Below are 18,073 nucleotides of genomic sequence, written 5' to 3'. Positions count from 1 at the left end.
ATATTAAAATATATGAAATATACAACACTACCCAACACCAATATAAAAGTTAGTAAAATATGCCTAGGTTCCATGACATGGGGAAACCAAAACACCGAAGCCGAAGGTCACGAGCAATTAGATTATGCTATTGACCAAGGTGTTAATTTTATTGATACTGCCGAGTTATATCCAGTGCCAGCCACGGCAGAACGTAGCGGACGTACAAGTAAAATTATTGGAACTTGGTTAAAAAAATCGGGGAATAGAGACAAGGTTATTTTAGCATCTAAAATTGCAGGTCCTGGCGATTATACGGCTCATATTAGAACCACAGGGTTTGGCCCAAGTGCCATAAAAGAAGCCATAGATTTAGAACTCCAACGCCTACAAACCGATTATATCGATTTATACCAACTGCATTGGCCAGAGCGCGATACTAATCGTTTTGGGATTAGAGATTATAAATTAGATGCTAAATGGAACGATAATTTTAATGAAATCCTCCAAAGTCTAGATGCTGAAATTAAAGCAGGCAGAATAAGAAACATTGGAATATCCAACGAAAATGCTTGGGGCACCATGCGTTACTTAGAAGAATCGAAACACCATAATTTACCTAAAATATCAACCATTCAAAATGCCTATTCCATGCTAACTAGATCCTTTGAAGGCGATTTAGCAGAAGTGGCCTTAAGAGAGAATGTTGGGTTGTTAGCATATTCGCCAATGGCATTTGGTGTGCTTTCTGGTAAATACATAAATGAAACCGCGGCAGATGATGCCAGACTAAAATTATTCCCAAGGTTTGCCAGATATAGTGGCGAAAGAGCTAGTGATGCTGCTAAGAAGTACCTAGAAATTGCAGAAGACAACAACATGAGTTTAGCGCAAATGAGTTTAGCCTTTGTAAACCAACGTTCTTTTGTAACCAGTACTATTATTGGAGCCACAAAAATGGAACAGCTTAAAGAAAATATTGAGAGTATAAATGTAAACCTAAGCGATGCTGTTTTAGAGCAAATTGACGCGGTGCATGAGGCCATGCCTAACCCAGCGCCTTAAGTTTTATAAAGTTTGTTACCACTTAGCTTTTGCCTAGTGTCGGTAACAGTAGCAAAATATAAGCTTTTACAATCCACTATGTGGATGTAAAAGCTTTTTGTATTTTAGAGAGTGCGTAAAATACGCAAATTAGATATTAAAGCTAGTTTGTATGTTATTTCGTTTGCAACTGTTAATAGGTTGAGTTTGTTAACGGCAGTAATATACCAATTAATTAATTTTTAAAAGTATTCAATTTTATGAAAGACAAAGCACTTGTATTATTCAGAAAACTATATCGCTTAAAAGATAAAATAGCCTTCTATCCGGGGCTTTTAGCTATTTCAGGTCTAGTTTTTACTTATTTAATGATTTACTTGGAAGAGCAAGGTATCTCTAAATATCTTCTAGACGTATTTCCTTCGTTAGTGATAAATAATACAGAAACAGCTAGAAGCCTTTTAACCACATTTATTAGTGGTCTTATTTCTATTATGGTATTTAGTTTTTCTATGGTAATGATATTGCTTAACCAAGCTTCTAGTAATTTTTCTCCACGATTATTACCAGGTTTGATTAGTAATAGAAGACACCAAATCATATTAGGTGTATATATAGCAACGATATTATATTGCATTTTTATTTTAGTTTACATTGAGCCTGAAAGCGATAAATATCAACTACCAGGGTTTGCAGTTCTTTTTTCCATTTTGTTTATGGTAAGCTGTCTTGCTGCGTTTATTTATTTTATTCATTCCATTTCTCAAGAGATTCAAATTAATAACATAATGGATAAGGTTTTTAATATTTCTAAATCTAGAATGTTGTATTTAATAGATAACGAGGCGTATAACGAGAATGATTTTCCTGAAACAGATAATTGGATTACGTATAAATCAAGAAGTTCTGGGTATTTGCAAAATGTTGCAGCAGAAAAGCTTGCCGACATAGCAAAAGATAAGGAGGTGAAAATTGATATAGCTGTTATTAAAGGGCTTTTTGTTTCTGAGAAAAACATACTTTTTACATCTGAAAAGGATTTAGATGAAGAGACATTAGATAAAATTCACGAACAGTTCGATTTTGCTAAAAGCGAATTTATTGAAGATAATTATGTGCTTGCTTTTAAACAAATTACCGAAGTTGCTGTAAAAGCGATGTCGCCCGGAATTAACGACCCCGGAACGGCTTTAAATGCTATAGATTACCTATCGCAATTATTTTCTTTACGAATTAAAAAGAATGATAAAAGTTTAGCTTATATAGACGACTTAGCTTATGTTTCTATGGCTACGGTTAGTTTTAAGGATTTAATTTTTCAGGTTATGGCAGAATTGAGAACCTATTGTAAACACGACGTTGTTATTGTAGAAAAGTTATTAAAGATGCTCTTACACCTAAAACGCATAGCAGCCGAAGAAAACAAAACCTATCTACCTATTATAGATGAAGAAATTGAAAGTTTGATTTTGGATGCTGAAGCCGCAATTGCTAATAAACGAGATATTGTTTTTATTAAATCTGTTGCTTAAAACAAAAAAACCGCTAACTTAAAAAGTAGCGGGTTTTTTTATAAGACTTATTTGCTGTTTTTTGGTTTTTGTTCTTCCATGATTTCGGCATCATCATCTGGTTTAACATCTTTGCCTTTTAAATAATCTGGCAATTGCATACCTGCCATGTTAAACATTTCTTGTAATGGCGGTACCGATTGGTACATACCCGAAAGAAAATTGGCTGTAGATGACTTTCCATCTTTTCCGCCACCGTTTTCCCAAACAGTAACTTTATCTATTTTAATATTTTTAATAGCCTCGGCTTGCGTTTTTACTAACTCTGGTAACTTATCTGCAATTAATAATAATACGGCATCTTTAGAGTTGTTGCCTGCAGCTTTTACAATTTGATCTAAACCTGCTGCTTGTTTGGTAAGTACTTCGTAAAGCCCTTGCGCCTCTGCTTGTGCTTTAAAAAGGATGGCATCGGCTTCACCTTTTGCACGTCTTCTAATGCGTTCTGCTTCTGCCTCAGCATCAATTTCTACTTTCTTTTTATCAATTTCTGCAGGGACAATAATATCTGCCATTTGAGAAGAACGTTCTCTATCGGCTCTGGCAGTTTCGGCTTGTTGCTCTGCTGCATAAGATTCCTCCAAAGCTTTTGCACTTTGTACTTTTTCTGAAGCAATGGCTACACGTTCTGCTTCGGCTTCACGCTGACGACGTAAAGAATCGGAGTTTGCTACCGCAATTTTTGCTGTGTTCTCACCTTCAACAGCTTGAGCATTTGCTGCTGCTACTTGCGATCTTTCATCTTGTACTGCATTGGCTTCACCAATAGATCCATCTCTAGTTTTTTCGGCAACCGATTTACGAGCGGCATTAATAGCGTGTGCTGCAGCTTCTTTTCCTAAAGCTTCAATATATCCTGACTCATCAACAATATCTGTAATGTTTACGTTAATAAGCTTTAAACCAACTTTCTTTAACTCGGTTTCTACACTTTGAGAAATATTAGTTAAAAATTTATCGCGGTCGTTATTAATTTCTTCGATATCCATAGAGGCAACAACTAAACGTAACTGACCAAAAATAATTTCTTTTGCTAGTTCCTGCACGTCTTGTGCACCTAATCCTAATAAACGTTCGGCTGCGTTTTGCATAATACCTGGCTCTGTAGACACACCAATGGTAAAACGCGATGGTACGTTAACACGAATATTTTGCTTTGATAAGGCATTTACTAGATTAACTTCTATAGAAATTGGTGTTAAATCTAAAAACTCATAATCTTGAATTACTGGTATTATAAAGGCGGCACCACCATGAATACATTTAGCAGATTGCCCACCGCTAACTTTACCGTAAACGACAAGAATTCTATCTGAAGGACACCTTTTGTAGCGTCTTATTAAGACAATTAAAAATAAAAAGATAAATAAAACGGCTGCTATAACTGCCATTGGGAATCCAAGGCTTAAGCCTTCTTGAATAAGAGGTAAAATCATAAATTATTTGTTTAGTTGTTCTACAATTAAAATGCCGTTATTAGTAACATCTGTTACCTTAATGACAGCTCCTGTTTTTAAATCGGTTTCTGAGTCTGATAGCGCTTCGAGCTCGCGTAATGAACCTTGAATACGTACATGTGCTTTTCCTATAGAAGAGCGGTTAGCACCAATAGTAAGGTAAACTTCGCCTATATTGCCAATAGCATTTTTAAAAATTAACGTGCCACTATGGTTTAGTTTCTGCATATAATAAAACATGGCTGCCATGATTCCCATCATAATTAAACCACAAATTAAAGATACTAATATGGTGATTGGTTTTGAGAAACCAGCATCTATACAAGCAATACCACTCCACCCAAATAGGGTAAAAAATCCAACTAGATTTTTAAAGGTTATAAATTGAAAGCCAATTCCAGTATCGGCTTCAATTTCGGCATCCGTATCTAAATCTCCCGAATCGCCACCCATAAAACTTGTTGCAATGGTTATAACGAAAATTAAAGAACCAATTAAAGCAATGCCCCAATAGATTTGTGAAAAAAGCTCCAATTTTGAAAACCACTCCATAAGTATATGTGTAAAAAATTAATGATTTAAATGTAAGACCTTTTATATAGTCCTACAATTTATTTTGAAAGTAAAAATGAAACTTTACTGTAGCTAGACCTTTTACCGATTTAATAAGGTTTTAGTTTTACGTTCTCTTATATGTAGTGTTTCTTTTTGTTTTGTTACAGTGTGGTTTGAAATTTTTGTAGTAGTAAAGTTGAAACTTAGCACAAAACCCGCGTTAGGGATAGCAGTGGAAAGCCCACAGCCCGACGAAGGAGGTGCGAGGACTTGTAACGAATAGCCCGACCCTTTTTGGGTAACGCCCAAATACTAATCTATAGCGTAACCTTCTTTAAATTGGATATTTAATATAATGCCATGGCTATTGCCTAAAGGTGAATTGTTTGAAGCGATGTTATAGGTGTAAATAAAACGCAGATTGTTCAATAAATAGATGCCTGCTAGCAAATTTACAGACGAACTTGTGCGGTAACCCGCGCCTATTTCGAATTTGTTTTTAAAGCTTGTTGCCAGATTAAAATCGATTTGCATGGGCGCATCTTTTTCGTGCTTAATGAGTACGTTGGGTTTTATCATAATATTCCGGAAGGAATCGCTTAGAATTCTATAACCAAAATACCCATAAACGGGTGTGCTAAGTTTTAAATCTTTGTCGGTAGCCAAGGAATTGCCCATAATATTGGGAGCGGAAAAACCAGCATAGAAGGAGGCATGATTAAAAAGAAAACTTAAGCCTATTGTAGGTATAGTGGTATTTATGTCTTGAGCAAAATTAGGGTCGTTTGTAATGCCTAAATCGGTTAAATTATCTTGGTATTGTTGCACGCCACTAGTAATACCAAAAGAGATTACGCCCGGTGAGTAGTGCTGCCAATATGGACGGTTACTCTCGAAATCGAAAAAGATTTTATAGGAGTACGCAGCGAAAAAACTGGTTGAGGTGGTTACCCCAATTCTATCTCGAATAAGTCCTGCGCCTAGACCCACTTTTCCGCGGTTCATTTGTCCGTGGCCACTTAATGAAAGACTACTCGGGCTACCCTCGAAATCGTTAAAAAAACCAGAATTGGACAGCGAAACTTCGGTGTTTTGGGTAAGACCTGCATAAGCGCTGTTAATTATAAATGGGTTGTAATTATACTCCGAAAATGTGGGTGTTTGTTGCCCAAAACTAGCGTTACTAATTAGGGAAACAACAGCAATGGCTATTAAAGCGTAATGTTTATTAATACTATTCATGTTGTTATTATCGCTTTATAACTACGAATCCTTTTAAGGTTTTTAGGTTGTGTGTTCCGTTTACTTTAATGTGGAAGAAATAGGTGCCGTTTGGTAAGGCACCCGCTCCAAATTTTGTTAGCTTATTGGCTTCGCCTCGAAACACATTGGATTGGTTGTCATAATTATTAATTGTGAAAACCAAATCGCCCCATCGGTTATAGATATCAACGCTATTATTAGGGCTGTTTTCAATGCCTTTAATTTCCCAGAAATCGTTAAAACCATCGCCATTTGGTGAGAATCCATATTTAGATTCTACCAATGGTTCTGCTTTTATAGTGAATGATTCTGTTGAACAAGAAATACCATCGCCTAAAGTATTGTATGGCGTAATGCTTACAAAAATAGTTTCATTGTATGGTAAGTTTGAATTTAAATAAAAGGTTGTGGTGTTTCCAACATCTTCATTGTTTAAAATATCAGAATCTCCCGGGTTTGTTTCTAGTGTTAGTATGTAACCTGTTGCATTTGGGATGTTGTTCCAACTAATGGTGGTGTCCGGTTCAATATCAGTATGGCCATTTAACGGACTTGTTAATGTGGTGCACACCGGAATGGTTTCTAAAGTTTCAGTGCTGAAAGATTCCTCAGAACAAGAAACGGCATCACCTTCTGAGTTATACGGTGTAATGGTTACAAAAATGGTTGCTGTTTCCGGTAAATCTGAAGGCAAGTTATAGCTTGTAACATTGCTAACATCTTCATTGTTTAAAATATCGGTTCCGCCAGAAGTTGTTCCAATAGTTAGTTTGTAACCAGTTGCGTTTGCAATGGCATTCCAAGACAAATCAGTTGAAACAGCAACATCGGTATCGCCATCCAACGGACTCGACAATGTTGTACACACCGGAATGGTTTCTAAAGTTTCAGTACTGAAGGATTCCTCGGAACAGGAAACGGCATCGCCTTCGGAATTATACGGTGTAATAGTTACAAAAATAGTTGAAGTTTCTGGTAAATCTGAAGGCAAGTTATAGCTTGTAACATTACTAACATCTTCATTGTTTAAAATATCGATTCCACCCGAAGTGGTTCCAACGCTTAGTTTGTAACCAGTTGCGTTTGCAATGGCATTCCAAGACAAATCAGTTGTAACGGGAACATCTGTATCGCCATTTAAGGGACTTGTTAATGTGGTACAAACCGGAATAGTTTCTAAAGTTTCAGTGCTGAAGGATTCCTCGGAACAAGAAACGGCATCACCTTCTGAATTATACGGCGTAATGGTTACAAAAATGGTTGAAGTTTCCGGTAAATCTGAAGGCAAGTTATAGCTTAAAACATTGCTAACATCTTCATTATTTAAAATATCGGTTCTGCCAGAAGTGGTTCCAACGCTTACTTTGTAACCTGTTGCGTTTGCAATGGCATTCCAAGACAAATCTGTTTTAACGGGAACATCTGTATGACCATTTAACGGACTTGTTAATGTGGTACACACGGGAATAGTTTCTAAAGTTTCAGTGCTGAAAGATTCTTCTGTACAAGAAACAGCATCACCTTCGGAATTATACGGTGTAAAGGTTACAAAAATGGTTGAGGTTTCTGGTAAATCTGAAGGCAAATTATAGCTTGTAACATTACTAACATCTTCATTGTTTAAAATATCGGATCCGCCCGAAGTGGTTCCAACGCTTAGTTTGTAACCCGTTGCGTTTGCAATAGCATTCCAAGATAAATCAGTTGTAACGGCAACATCGGTATCGCCATTTAAGGGACTTGTTAATGTGGTACACACCGGAATAGTTTCTAAAGTTTCAGTGCTGAAGGATTCCTCGGAACAGGAAACGGCATCGCCTTCGGAATTATAAGGTGTAATAGTTACAAAAATGGTTGAAGTTTCCGGTAAATCTGAAGGCAAGTTATAGCTTGTAACATTGCTAACATCTTCATTATTTAAAATATCGGTTCCGCCAGAAGTGGTTCCAATAGTTAGTTTGTAACCCGTTGCGTTTGCAATAGCATTCCAAGATAAATCAGTTGTAACGGCAACATCGGTATCGCCATTTAAGGGACTTGTTAATGTGGTACACACCGGAATAGTTTCTAAAGTTTCAGTGCTGAAGGATTCCTCGGAACAGGAAACGGCATCGCCTTCGGAATTATAAGGTGTAATAGTTACAAAAATGGTTGAAGTTTCCGGTAAATCTGAAGGCAAGTTATAGCTTGTAACATTGCTAACATCTTCATTATTTAAAATATCGGTTCCGCCAGAAGTGGTTCCAATAGTTAGTTTGTAACCTGTTGCGTTTGCAATGGCATTCCAAGATACATCAGTTGTAACGTCAACATCAGTATCGCCATTTAAGGGACTTGTTAATGTGGTACACACGGGAATAGTTTCTAAAGTTTCAGTGCTGAAAGATTCTTCTGTACAAGAAACAGCATCACCTTCGGAATTATACGGTGTAAAGGTTACAAAAATGGTTGAGGTTTCTGGTAAATCTGAAGGCAAATTATAGCTTGTAACATTACTAACATCTTCATTGTTTAAAATATCGGATCCGCCCGAAGTGGTTCCAACGCTTAGTTTGTAACCCGTTGCGTTTGCGATGGTATTCCAAGATAAATCTGTAGTAACGTCAACATCGGTATCGCCATGTAACGGACTTGTTAATGTGGTGCACACGGGAATAGTTTCTAAAGTTTCAGTACTAAAGGATTCCTCGGAACAGGAAACGGCATCGCCTTCGGAATTATACGGTGTAATAGTTACAAAAATAGTTGAAGTTTCCGGTAAATCTGAAGGCAAGTTATAGCTTAAAACATTGCTAACATCTTCATTATTTAAAATATCGGTTCCGCCAAAAGTTGTTCCAACAGTTAGTTTGTAACCCGTTGCGTTTGCAATGGCATTCCAAGATAAATCAGTTGTAACGTCAACATCAGTATCGCCATTTAAGGGACTTGTTAATGTGGTGCACACGGGAATAGTTTCAGGAGTGCCTGTTCTAAAACTTTGTTCGGTACAACCTGTGGCATCGCCCACATCGTTATATGGTGTTATATTAACAAAAATAAGGCGGTTAGTTGGTAAATCGTCTGGGAGATTATAAGAGATTACATTATTAACATCTATACTATTTAGTATTTCTATACCACCTCCAGTAGTACCCACGCTCAATAAATATCCTGTAGCATTAGGTACGGAGTTCCAACTAATATCTGTGTCTATCGAAACATTGGTTGCGCCATTTAAAGGTTCGGTTAAGGTTGTGCATGTTGGAGGGACCGGAATAAGCTCTGTTGTAAAGTTTTCCTCTGTACAGGTAGCGGCATCACCTTCAGCATTGTAAGGAAGAATGCTAACATAAAAGGTGGTGTCTTCAGCTAAATCCGATGGCAAATCGTAATTTGTAACATTGTTAACATCAAAATTGTTTAAAATATCTGTTGCTCCAGGGCTAGAACCCATTGTTAGTTTATAGCCATCGGCATTTGCTATTGGCGTCCATTCTAAATCGGTATTAATAGCCACATCAGTGCTATTATTTAGCGGAAGCGTTAGCATGGTGCATTCCGGAGTCGTAGGTGTGCTATTGCTGCTAATAGTAAAACTTTCTTGCGTGCATCCCGTAGCATCTCCTTCATCATTAAACGGTACAATAGTGACCTCTACAGTTTCACCTCCAAGAAAGTCTGTTGCGAATTCGTAGGACGTATTATCATTAATAATTTCATCGCTAACAATGGTAATGTTTCCTGGTTGTGATATTACAGTTAATCTGTAACCTCGTGCGTAGCGTGCAGGTTCCCAACTTAAATTAGTATTTACAGGAACATCTGTTGCGCCATTTAAAGGCGATAATAATTGGGCACATTCTGGAAGCGGACAGTCTAAATTGTCGCCATTAAAAGTCCAGAAATAAGTATCAATCATGGATTGTCTTTCTTCTAAAGCATCACAATACGGCAATCCGTTAGCGCCTAAGGTAATTCCAGAAATTAAGGTTTGCTTGGACCAAGAGATTAATGTGTTGTCGTAATTCTCTCGTGTTAATGCTGTATCGTCTAGCATATTTCTCATTTCGTTTACACCACTAATATCCCAATCGCCAAGGTATTGATTTAGTGCTGTGGCATTTTCAAATGTAGAATACATGCTTACGTTACCTAAGTTCCATTTATCTAACGGTTGGTTAAAAGTAGTGGCATCTTTAAACATATAATTCATGTTGCTAATGCCTGTTACACGCCAATTATTAAGGGGCTGATTAAAAGCGCTAGCCTCATTAAACATGTATTCGGTGGTGGTTACCGCTCTAACATTCCATGGGTCAATATTTTGATTGAATTGAAGTGCGCCTTTAAACATTTTTTCCATGGTTGTTACTGAGGCCACATTCCAGGATCCTAAAGGGCTATTAAATACAATAGCATCCTCAAACATAGATTCCATTGTGGTTACAAACGACGTGTTCCAGGTGTCTATTGGCTGGTTAAAGGCCGCAGCTTCTTTAAACATGGCTTCCATAGTTTGTACTTCACCAGTATCCCAATTTTCCATGGGTTGATTATACACAGTAGCACCAGAAAACATGGCTTCCATGTTAGTAACTGAAGATACATCCCAATTACTAAGCGCATTATTAAATGTACTTGCCTCTTTAAACATATTGGCCATTATAGTTACAGAACTTACATCCCACGTGTTTATAGGTTGATTAAACAACGTAGCATTTTCAAACATGCTATTTGTAGTAGCTACGGCACTTACATTCCAATCTATTAAAGGCGAATTAAATACGGATGCGCCACGAAACATACCACTCATATTTACTACCGAGTTCACGTCCCAACTATTTAGAGGTTGGTTAAATGCAGCAGCATAGCTAAACATGTAGGCCATATTGGTTACGTTAGTAACATTCCAAGTATCTATATTTTGATTAAAACTTGTGGCCGAACTGAACATACTTTGCATATTAGTTACAGCATCAACATCCCAGTCGAATAATTCTTGATTAAAAGCACTAGCGCCACTAAACATTTGTCTCATGTTTGTTACTTTATTTACATCCCATGAGTTTAAAGGCTCATTAAAATTTGCAGCTCTGGCAAACATACTTACCATATTAGTAACATTACTTACGTCCCAATTATCTATGTTTTGATTAAATTGTTCGGCATTTGAAAACATATCTTCCATGTCTGTCACTCCACTTGTATTCCAGATGCTTAAATCTTGATTAAATACACTTGCATAATTAAACATAGAATTCATATCAATAACCTTATTAGTACTCCAGGAGTTTAGGGGCTGATTAAATTCTCGTGCTTGAGTAAACATATTACTCATAGTAGTTACATTAACAACATTCCAGCCATCTATAGGTTGATTAAATACCGATGCACCACTAAACATAGCACTCATTGTTGTTACATTACTTACATCCCAACTGTCTAAAGGTTGATTGAACATAGAACATTGGGAAAACAGGCTACTCATGTTTGTTACATTCCCGACTTCCCAATTGTTAATATCCGTATTAAATAAAACAACCCTTCTAAACATACTAGCCATGTTAGTTACCTGTGTTAAATTTGGGGTATCGGTAGCATTATACTCCATGTTTTCACAGAAGTAGAACGCTTGATTCATACTTTCCCAAACTTGATCGCCCCATTGGTCCATCGAAATAAGTTTGAGGTTATCTCGATTGCTAGAGGTATGTCTAAACGACGGAAAATTGCCTATAATGGCTATGGTGTAAACACCTGGGTTTAAATAGGTGTGGGTTATGTCATCTGTTACGTTATTGTTGTATTGTCCGTCGCCCCAATCTATATTAAAATCGTAAACAAGATAATCTGGATAGCCATCGTTAAGTTCAATTCGATATTGGTTTGCTGCGGTCGAGCTGTTATCTAAATTTCTAGTATCAATCGTAATTTTAAAAACATCGGTTCTATTAACCCAGCTTTCAACAGTTTTAAAACTTATTTCTTGACAGCCAGTTGCTGGTCCTTCATCGTTATAAGGAACAACAGAAACAAAAACATTATCTCCCGGTAAAAATTCGTTAGTAAAATTTAACAAAAGAACATTCCCAAAATCTTCATTATCAGCAATAACCTGTATAACGTTTCCTAAGTCATCTTCTCTTCTTATACTTACATAATAACCATCAGCGTTAGGAGCAGCTTCCCATCTAATAGATGAGTTGGCTGGCACGTTTTGGTCGCCATTAATTGGAGAAATTATATTGGTGCATAATACATAAGAGCAGTTTACATCGTCCCCAACAATATTCCAGTTGTTATTATCAATTAAACTTTGTCGTTGTGTTAAGGCGTTGCAGTATTGCAGATTTGTGGCACCTAAGGTTACATTGCTATTAACAGTTTGAGATGCCCAGGCGATTAAAATGTTATCATAGTTTTCTTGTGAAATACCACTGTTAGATAACATATTGCTCATGTTGTTAGCTTCGGAAACATTCCACGCACCAATGTTTTGATTAAATGAAGATGCATTATTAAATGCACCAGACATATTATTTACTTTACTAACATTCCAATTATCTAGTGGCTGATTAAATAGGCTTGCATTAGCAAACATTGAAGATATATTGGTGAGATTAGTTAATGTCCAATTGTTTAACGGCTGATTAAAAATTGTGTTTTGCTGAAACATGGCGCGCATAGTAGTAACATTACTAACATCCCAAATTTCGATAGGTTGGTTAAACGCATCATTGCCACTAAACATTTCGCTCATATCTTCAACAGCACTTACGTCCCAAGCGTTTAACGGTTGGTTAAAACTGTCGGCATTTTTAAACATCTGGCTCATGTTAGTAACGCTGCTAACCGTCCAGTCGTTAAGCGGTTGGTTAAAGGCTATACTTTGATTCTCTCCGCTAAACATAGCGCGCATGTTTGTTACGTTGCTTACAGTCCAATTTCCTATGGGCTGGTTAAAGGTGTCGGCACCTTCAAACATATAACTCATATCGGTAACATTGCTAACATCCCAACTATCTAAAGGTTGGTTAAACGATGCACATCGCCTAAACATATAAGCCATGTCTGTAACATTATGTACTTTCCAAATATTTATAGGCTGGTTAAAAGGCATGTCTAAAAAACCATAAAACATTTCTCTCATGCTTGTTACGTTGTCCACGTTCCATTTGTCTAATGGCTGGTTAAAGTTTCGGCATCTATAAAACATTCTAGACATATCGGTAACATTGTCTACAATCCAACTATTTAAAGGCTGGTTAAAACTTAATGCAATATTAAAAGTGCCCGACATGGTAGTAACTTGGCTAACATTCCAATTATTAATGTTTTGGTTAAATTGTGTAGCGCCGCTAAATAGGTTATTCATATCTGTAACCGAAGCGGTATTCCAATTATCTAAAGGCTCATTAAAAGCGTAACAATTTCTAAAGGTACTAGCCATTAAGGTAACCGATGATGTGTTCCATTTGTCCAATGGCCTATTAAAAATGTTGCAACCCTCAAAAGTTCCAGATAAATTTGTTATTTTGCTTATATCCCAATCGTTTACAATGCCATTAAAAGCATTACAATCTTTAAACATATTTTCAAGACTTGTAACCGCACTTAAGTTTGGCGAAGCAATGGCATCAAAATTTAAATTCTCGCAGCCATAAAAAGCGTTTTCCATGGTTTGCCATTGTATGTTACCCCAATCTAAAATTTCTATTATTTTAATTTTGTCGCCATCATCATTAAAATAGATGGACGGAAAATCGCCACTAATCGTTATGGTGTATAATCCGGGTGTGGTGTAAGTATGGGTAATATCTCCAGCGATATTGTTGTCTGTAGTACTATCGCCCCAATTAACACTATAGTTATATGTATATGCTGGATTTGTAGGTATAGTAATTTGGTTGTTTGCAGAAGATCCCGATTCTATGTTTTCGGTATTCCAGAGTGCCGTAAAGCCCTGACCAAATACATTAATATTTACGAAAAACAAAAAAAGGAATAAAGCGTAATTTTTAAGCATTCTTGTAATAGCTATTATTAGTTTAAGGGAGTTCAAAGATAAGAATCTCTCAATAAACTCTATTATTTATAGGATTGTCTTATAGTTATTTATATGAAATGTATAAGTTTAAATAATGAATTAGTATATATCTTGGAATGCGTTTGATATAGCAGAAAATATAAATTATGGAAGTATATTAATAAAAAAAACCACACGGTTAAGTGTGGTTTTTATATTTAGGGAAATTAATTAATATTGGATATCTATATAAATAAAAAATTTATTTCTGTGTTTAAAACTGATGTAAAAGTAAGTTTAATACATACTCTAGCCACCTCACAAAAACAGGTTTTAGATTATATGACAAAATATTCGTTTAAAAACTTTTTAAGTTACACGTTGTCGGTTTTGATGCTTTTTATCGGTTATTTTAGCCGTACATAATGCATCTAAAAAAAGTAGATTATTGGTTTTTTATCTGAATTTAATAAAAAAAGTATAACAAGATAGTTAGTATTCTTAATGATTCAGTTTTAATAATTCCTCTAAATAGTCGCGTGTGTTAGATAGCCTCGGTATTTTGTGTTGTCCACCTAGTTTATCATTCTGTTTTAGCCAATCATGGAAAAGTTGAGGTCTAGCAATATTAATTTTGGGCTTATTAAGCGTAATGTTATTGTAGCGTTTTGCTTCGTAATCAGAGTTTAAAGCTTTTAATGCGTTGTCAAATAATTCATTAAAATAGTTAATGTCTTCTGGAGGTGTTTTAAATTCAATTAGCCATTCGTGGGCTCCTTTTTCTTTACCTTCCATAAAAATGGGAGCAGCTGTAAAGTCTACTATTTCGGCTTTTGTGCGGTTGCACACTTTTTTTAACGCGTTTTCGGCATTTTCAATAATAAGTTCTTCACCAAACACATTTATATGGTGTTTTGTTCGTCCAGAAATTTTTATTCGGTAAGGATTTAAAGATGTAAACCTAATAGTGTCTCCAATTTTATAACGCCATAAACCGCCATTTGTAGTTATAATTACTGCATAGTTTTTGTTTAATTTTACTTGGCTAAGCGGAATAGCTTCTTCTTGAGACGTAGCATAAATATCCATAGGAATAAACTCGTAAAAAATGCCGTAATCTAACATTAGAAGTAATTCTGATGAATTATTTTGATCTTGAATAGCAAAGAAACCTTCTGAAGCATTATAGGTTTCATAATATTTGAAACCAGATTTAGGAAGCAGTTTTTTGTACTGATCTTTATATGGAGTAAAACTTACGCCACCATGAAAATAGACTTCTAGATTTGGCCAAATATCATGTAGATTTTGTTTTCCTGTAGTCTCTAAAACATTATTTAATAGTACTAACATCCAAGATGGTACGCCAGCTAAACTGGTAACATTCTCGTTTATAGTTTCGTTTACAATGGCTTGCATTTTATGTTCCCAATCGCTCATTAGTGACACCTTGTTGCTAGGTGTACTGCTAAATTCTGCCCAAAAGGGCATGTTATCAATTAAAATAGCAGATAAATCGCCATAAACGGTTCCTTTTTCTTTATACAATTCTTTGCTTCCGCCAAGGCGTAAACTTTTACCATTAAATAATTGGGAGTCTTCGTTGTTGTTTAAATACATGCATAGTAAATCTTTACTTGCCGCATAATGGCAATCCTCTAACGATTCCTCGCTTACCGGAATAAATTTACTTTTTGCTCGGGTAGTTCCGCTAGATTTCGCAAACCATTTTATAGGTGTTGGCCAAAAAATATTGCTTTCTCCACGTCTAGATCTCTCAATATCATCTTGCCAACCATCGTAATTTTTAATAGGAACACGCTCTGCAAATGTTTTATAATTTTTAATAGAAGCAAAGTCGTACTGTTTGCCAATTTCGGTGTTTTTAGCAAAATCTATTAAGCTTAAAAGCAGTTCGTTTTGCACTTCGTTTGGGTATTTTAAGAACAATTCAATTTGATGAAATCGTTTTTTTAAAAACCACGATGCAATAGAATTTACTAAGGGAATTGACATATTTATTCTATCTTTATTTTTTTAAAAATAATACTTTTTTTTATGACCTACCAAGGTGTTTTAACAAAAATGGCAACAGAGTTTGGAAGTCCTATTCAATACTACCTAGTTTTTGAAAATGATTTTATAAATATGAATCAATTAATAGGGAAAAATGTTACCATAGAGTTTGTGAAATACCAGTGTTTAAATTGCGGTTTGGATAAGCCTATATTTAGACAAGGCTTTGATAAACAGTGTTTTTATAATACGGCTAGGGCAGGCGATTGGATTATGCGACCAGAATTAAGTACCGCGCATTTAGGAATTGAAGACCGCGATTTAGAGTACGAAAAAAAAGCGCAATTACAACCACATATTGTGTATTTGGCGAACTCTAGTAATGTAAAAGTAGGGGTAACACGAAAAAACCAAGTACCAACACGTTGGATAGATCAAGGCGCGCATGAAGCTATCGAAATTGTAGAGGTTCCTAACCGTTATTTGGCAGGTATTACCGAGGTGGCTTTAAAAGATTATGTAGCCGATAAAACCAATTGGCGAAAAATGCTAAAAAACGATATTGAAGATGAAAATTTGGTAGAATGGCGAGAGCGTTTAAAAGCCCATATTCCAGATGAGGCTGCCGAATATTTTATAGAAAGCAATAGCGAAACTAATATCGATTTTCCGGTGCTGCAATATCCAGAGAAACCTAAGAGTTTAAATATTAAAAAAGAGCTAAAGTATACCGGAAAACTTGTTGGCATAAAAGGGCAATATTTAATTTTTGAAGACGAAAGGGTATTTAATGTTAGAGCTAACGAAGGTTTGGTGGTTAATTTAACCATAGATTAATTGTTGAAGCACTAAAGCAAAACACTGTTTTTTGGTTTACAGGATAGAATACACCCATACAAATACACAAAAACAAAAAATCCTCTTTACAATTGTAAAGAGGATTTTTATATCATTTTGAAACTAAAGACTAAATATCTTCTTGGTCTCTTAAATTTTGAATGTAAGCTGCTTTTTGAACTTGACGACGTCTTTTTACAGAAGGTTTTGTAAAAAACTGTCCTTCTCTTAAGTTCTGCATTACTTTAATATTTCTGTGCTTTCTTTTGTAGCGTTTTAAAGCTCTCTCGATGTTTTCACCATCTTTAACTATTATTTTTAACATATGCCTTTATTTTAGTGCTTTTTCTGAAAATCCAAAATGGGATGCAAATTTGCGGTTTTTAAAAATAAAAACCTAATAAATTAAACTCTTTTGCATTAGATTATCCTAAATAGGTTCTTAAGACTTTATTTTTTGAGTTTTGACGCAGTTTTCGGATGCCTTTTTCTCGTATTTGACGCACGCGTTCTCTAGTTAAACCAAAAGCATCTCCAATTTCTTGTAAACTTTTAGGATTTTTAACGCTAATTCCGAAATAATGACGAATAACTTCGGCTTCTTTTTCCGAAAGTGTATCTAAAACACGGTTAACTTCTAGATTAAGCGAGTCTTTAAGTAATTTAGCATCTGGACTTGGCGATTCTTGCCCTGCAACAACATCGTATAAATTTGATGTTTCGCCTTCTTTAAATGGCGCATCCATAGAAACATGGCGTCCAGAAATTTTCATAGATTGTTTTACATCGCTAATAGTTAAGTCTAGCGTGTTGGCAATTTCTTGTGCACTTGGAGGCCTTTCGTGTGTTTGTTCTAAATGTGAATAGGCTTTATTTATTTTACTAATGGAGCCAATTTTATTTAATGGTAATCGTACTATTCTAGATTGTTCGGCTAAAGCTGATAAAATAGATTGACGAATCCACCAAACGGCATAAGATATAAACTTAAAACCTCTAGTTTCATCAAAGCGTTTTGCCGCTTTAACTAAACCAGCGTTCCCTTCGTTTATTAAATCGGGTAGGGTTAATCCTTGATTTTGGTACTGCTTTGAGACAGAAACCACAAATCTTAAGTTAGCCTTTGTTAGTGTATCTAATGCTTTTTGATCGCCTTTTTTAATACGTTGTGCTAAATCAACTTCTTCGTCGGCAGTAATTAAAGGGATCTTACTAATATCTTGAAGGTATTTATCTAACGATTTAGATGCTCTGTTGGTAACTTGTTTCGTGATTTTTAATTGCCTCATATATAATGTTTTGGGTGTTTAAGATTAAACGTAATTTACAATATAACGGAATAG

Annotated in this window: 10 protein-coding genes; 3 read left to right on the top strand and 7 right to left on the bottom strand. The window is 35.7% G+C overall.

Annotated features, from left to right (window positions below; translation table 11 throughout):
- The first annotated feature begins 12 nt into the window (after positions 1-12).
- Together AAFN75_RS05115 and AAFN75_RS05110 are read left to right on the top strand one after the other, a co-directional pair.
- Positions 13-1,044 carry an aldo/keto reductase gene (locus AAFN75_RS05115; RefSeq protein ID WP_411808537.1) on the top strand — a complete coding sequence of 344 codons (1,032 nt, stop codon included), beginning with the start codon at positions 13-15 and terminating at the stop codon, positions 1,042-1,044.
- A gap of 239 nt (positions 1,045-1,283) precedes the next feature.
- A complete protein-coding gene (locus tag AAFN75_RS05110) occupies positions 1,284-2,555 on the top strand; it encodes a DUF2254 domain-containing protein (RefSeq protein WP_411808536.1) in 1,272 nt (423 codons plus the stop codon).
- Positions 2,556-2,602: 47 nt separating this feature from the next.
- On the opposite strand, the gene AAFN75_RS05105 is transcribed toward AAFN75_RS05110, so the two are convergent.
- The 5 genes from AAFN75_RS05105 to AAFN75_RS05085 all read right to left on the bottom strand — a co-directional run bounded on the left by AAFN75_RS05105 (position 2,603) and on the right by AAFN75_RS05085 (position 15,893).
- Complete coding sequence (locus AAFN75_RS05105) at positions 2,603-4,030, bottom strand: flotillin family protein (RefSeq protein ID WP_411808535.1); 1,428 nt, start codon at positions 4,028-4,030, stop codon at positions 2,603-2,605.
- Between the two features lie 3 nt (positions 4,031-4,033).
- Entirely contained in the window at positions 4,034-4,603 is a 570-nt protein-coding gene (locus tag AAFN75_RS05100; RefSeq protein ID WP_411808534.1) for a hypothetical protein, read from the bottom strand.
- A 315-nt stretch (positions 4,604-4,918) separates the two neighbouring features.
- Entirely contained in the window at positions 4,919-5,848 is a 930-nt protein-coding gene (locus AAFN75_RS05095) for a PorP/SprF family type IX secretion system membrane protein (RefSeq protein WP_411808533.1), read from the bottom strand.
- Positions 5,849-5,855: 7 nt separating this feature from the next.
- Entirely contained in the window at positions 5,856-13,877 is an 8,022-nt protein-coding gene (locus AAFN75_RS05090; protein WP_411808532.1) for a BspA family leucine-rich repeat surface protein, read from the bottom strand.
- Between the two features lie 501 nt (positions 13,878-14,378).
- Complete coding sequence (locus tag AAFN75_RS05085; protein ID WP_411808531.1) at positions 14,379-15,893, bottom strand: GH3 auxin-responsive promoter family protein; 1,515 nt, start codon at positions 15,891-15,893, stop codon at positions 14,379-14,381.
- Positions 15,894-15,935: 42 nt separating this feature from the next.
- On the opposite strand from AAFN75_RS05085, the gene AAFN75_RS05080 reads away from it, so the two are divergent.
- Positions 15,936-16,730 carry a DUF2797 domain-containing protein gene (locus AAFN75_RS05080; RefSeq protein ID WP_411808530.1) on the top strand — a complete coding sequence of 265 codons (795 nt, stop codon included), beginning with the start codon at positions 15,936-15,938 and terminating at the stop codon, positions 16,728-16,730.
- A 130-nt stretch (positions 16,731-16,860) separates the two neighbouring features.
- Here the strand turns inward: AAFN75_RS05080 and rpsU are convergent, their stop codons facing one another.
- Both rpsU and AAFN75_RS05070 read right to left on the bottom strand, forming a co-directional pair.
- The gene (gene rpsU, locus AAFN75_RS05075; protein WP_092848816.1) at positions 16,861-17,055 is read right to left on the bottom strand and encodes a 30S ribosomal protein S21; all 195 of its coding nucleotides are present in this window, start codon (positions 17,053-17,055) and stop codon (positions 16,861-16,863) included.
- Positions 17,056-17,155: 100 nt separating this feature from the next.
- A complete protein-coding gene (locus AAFN75_RS05070; protein WP_144118262.1) occupies positions 17,156-18,019 on the bottom strand; it encodes an RNA polymerase sigma factor RpoD/SigA in 864 nt (287 codons plus the stop codon).
- Positions 18,020-18,073: the final 54 nt, after the last annotated feature.

Source organism: Algibacter sp. AS12 (genome assembly GCF_046736315.1).
Taxonomy (GTDB): domain Bacteria; phylum Bacteroidota; class Bacteroidia; order Flavobacteriales; family Flavobacteriaceae; genus Algibacter_B; species Algibacter_B amylolyticus.
Note: the sequence above shows the minus strand (reverse complement) of the source record. Positions and strands in the feature narration are given on the sequence as shown.

Coding starts and splice junctions, on each gene's coding strand:
- AAFN75_RS05070 (WP_144118262.1), bottom strand. CDS start 18,019: ATGAGGCAATTAAAAATCACGAAACAAGTTACCAACAGAGCATCTAAA.
- AAFN75_RS05105 (WP_411808535.1), bottom strand. CDS start 4,030: ATGATTTTACCTCTTATTCAAGAAGGCTTAAGCCTTGGATTCCCAATG.
- AAFN75_RS05090 (WP_411808532.1), bottom strand. CDS start 13,877: ATGCTTAAAAATTACGCTTTATTCCTTTTTTTGTTTTTCGTAAATATT.
- AAFN75_RS05080 (WP_411808530.1), top strand. CDS start 15,936: ATGACCTACCAAGGTGTTTTAACAAAAATGGCAACAGAGTTTGGAAGT.
- AAFN75_RS05115 (WP_411808537.1), top strand. CDS start 13: ATGAAATATACAACACTACCCAACACCAATATAAAAGTTAGTAAAATA.
- AAFN75_RS05110 (WP_411808536.1), top strand. CDS start 1,284: ATGAAAGACAAAGCACTTGTATTATTCAGAAAACTATATCGCTTAAAA.
- AAFN75_RS05085 (WP_411808531.1), bottom strand. CDS start 15,893: ATGTCAATTCCCTTAGTAAATTCTATTGCATCGTGGTTTTTAAAAAAA.
- AAFN75_RS05095 (WP_411808533.1), bottom strand. CDS start 5,848: ATGAATAGTATTAATAAACATTACGCTTTAATAGCCATTGCTGTTGTT.
- rpsU (WP_092848816.1), bottom strand. CDS start 17,055: ATGTTAAAAATAATAGTTAAAGATGGTGAAAACATCGAGAGAGCTTTA.
- AAFN75_RS05100 (WP_411808534.1), bottom strand. CDS start 4,603: ATGGAGTGGTTTTCAAAATTGGAGCTTTTTTCACAAATCTATTGGGGC.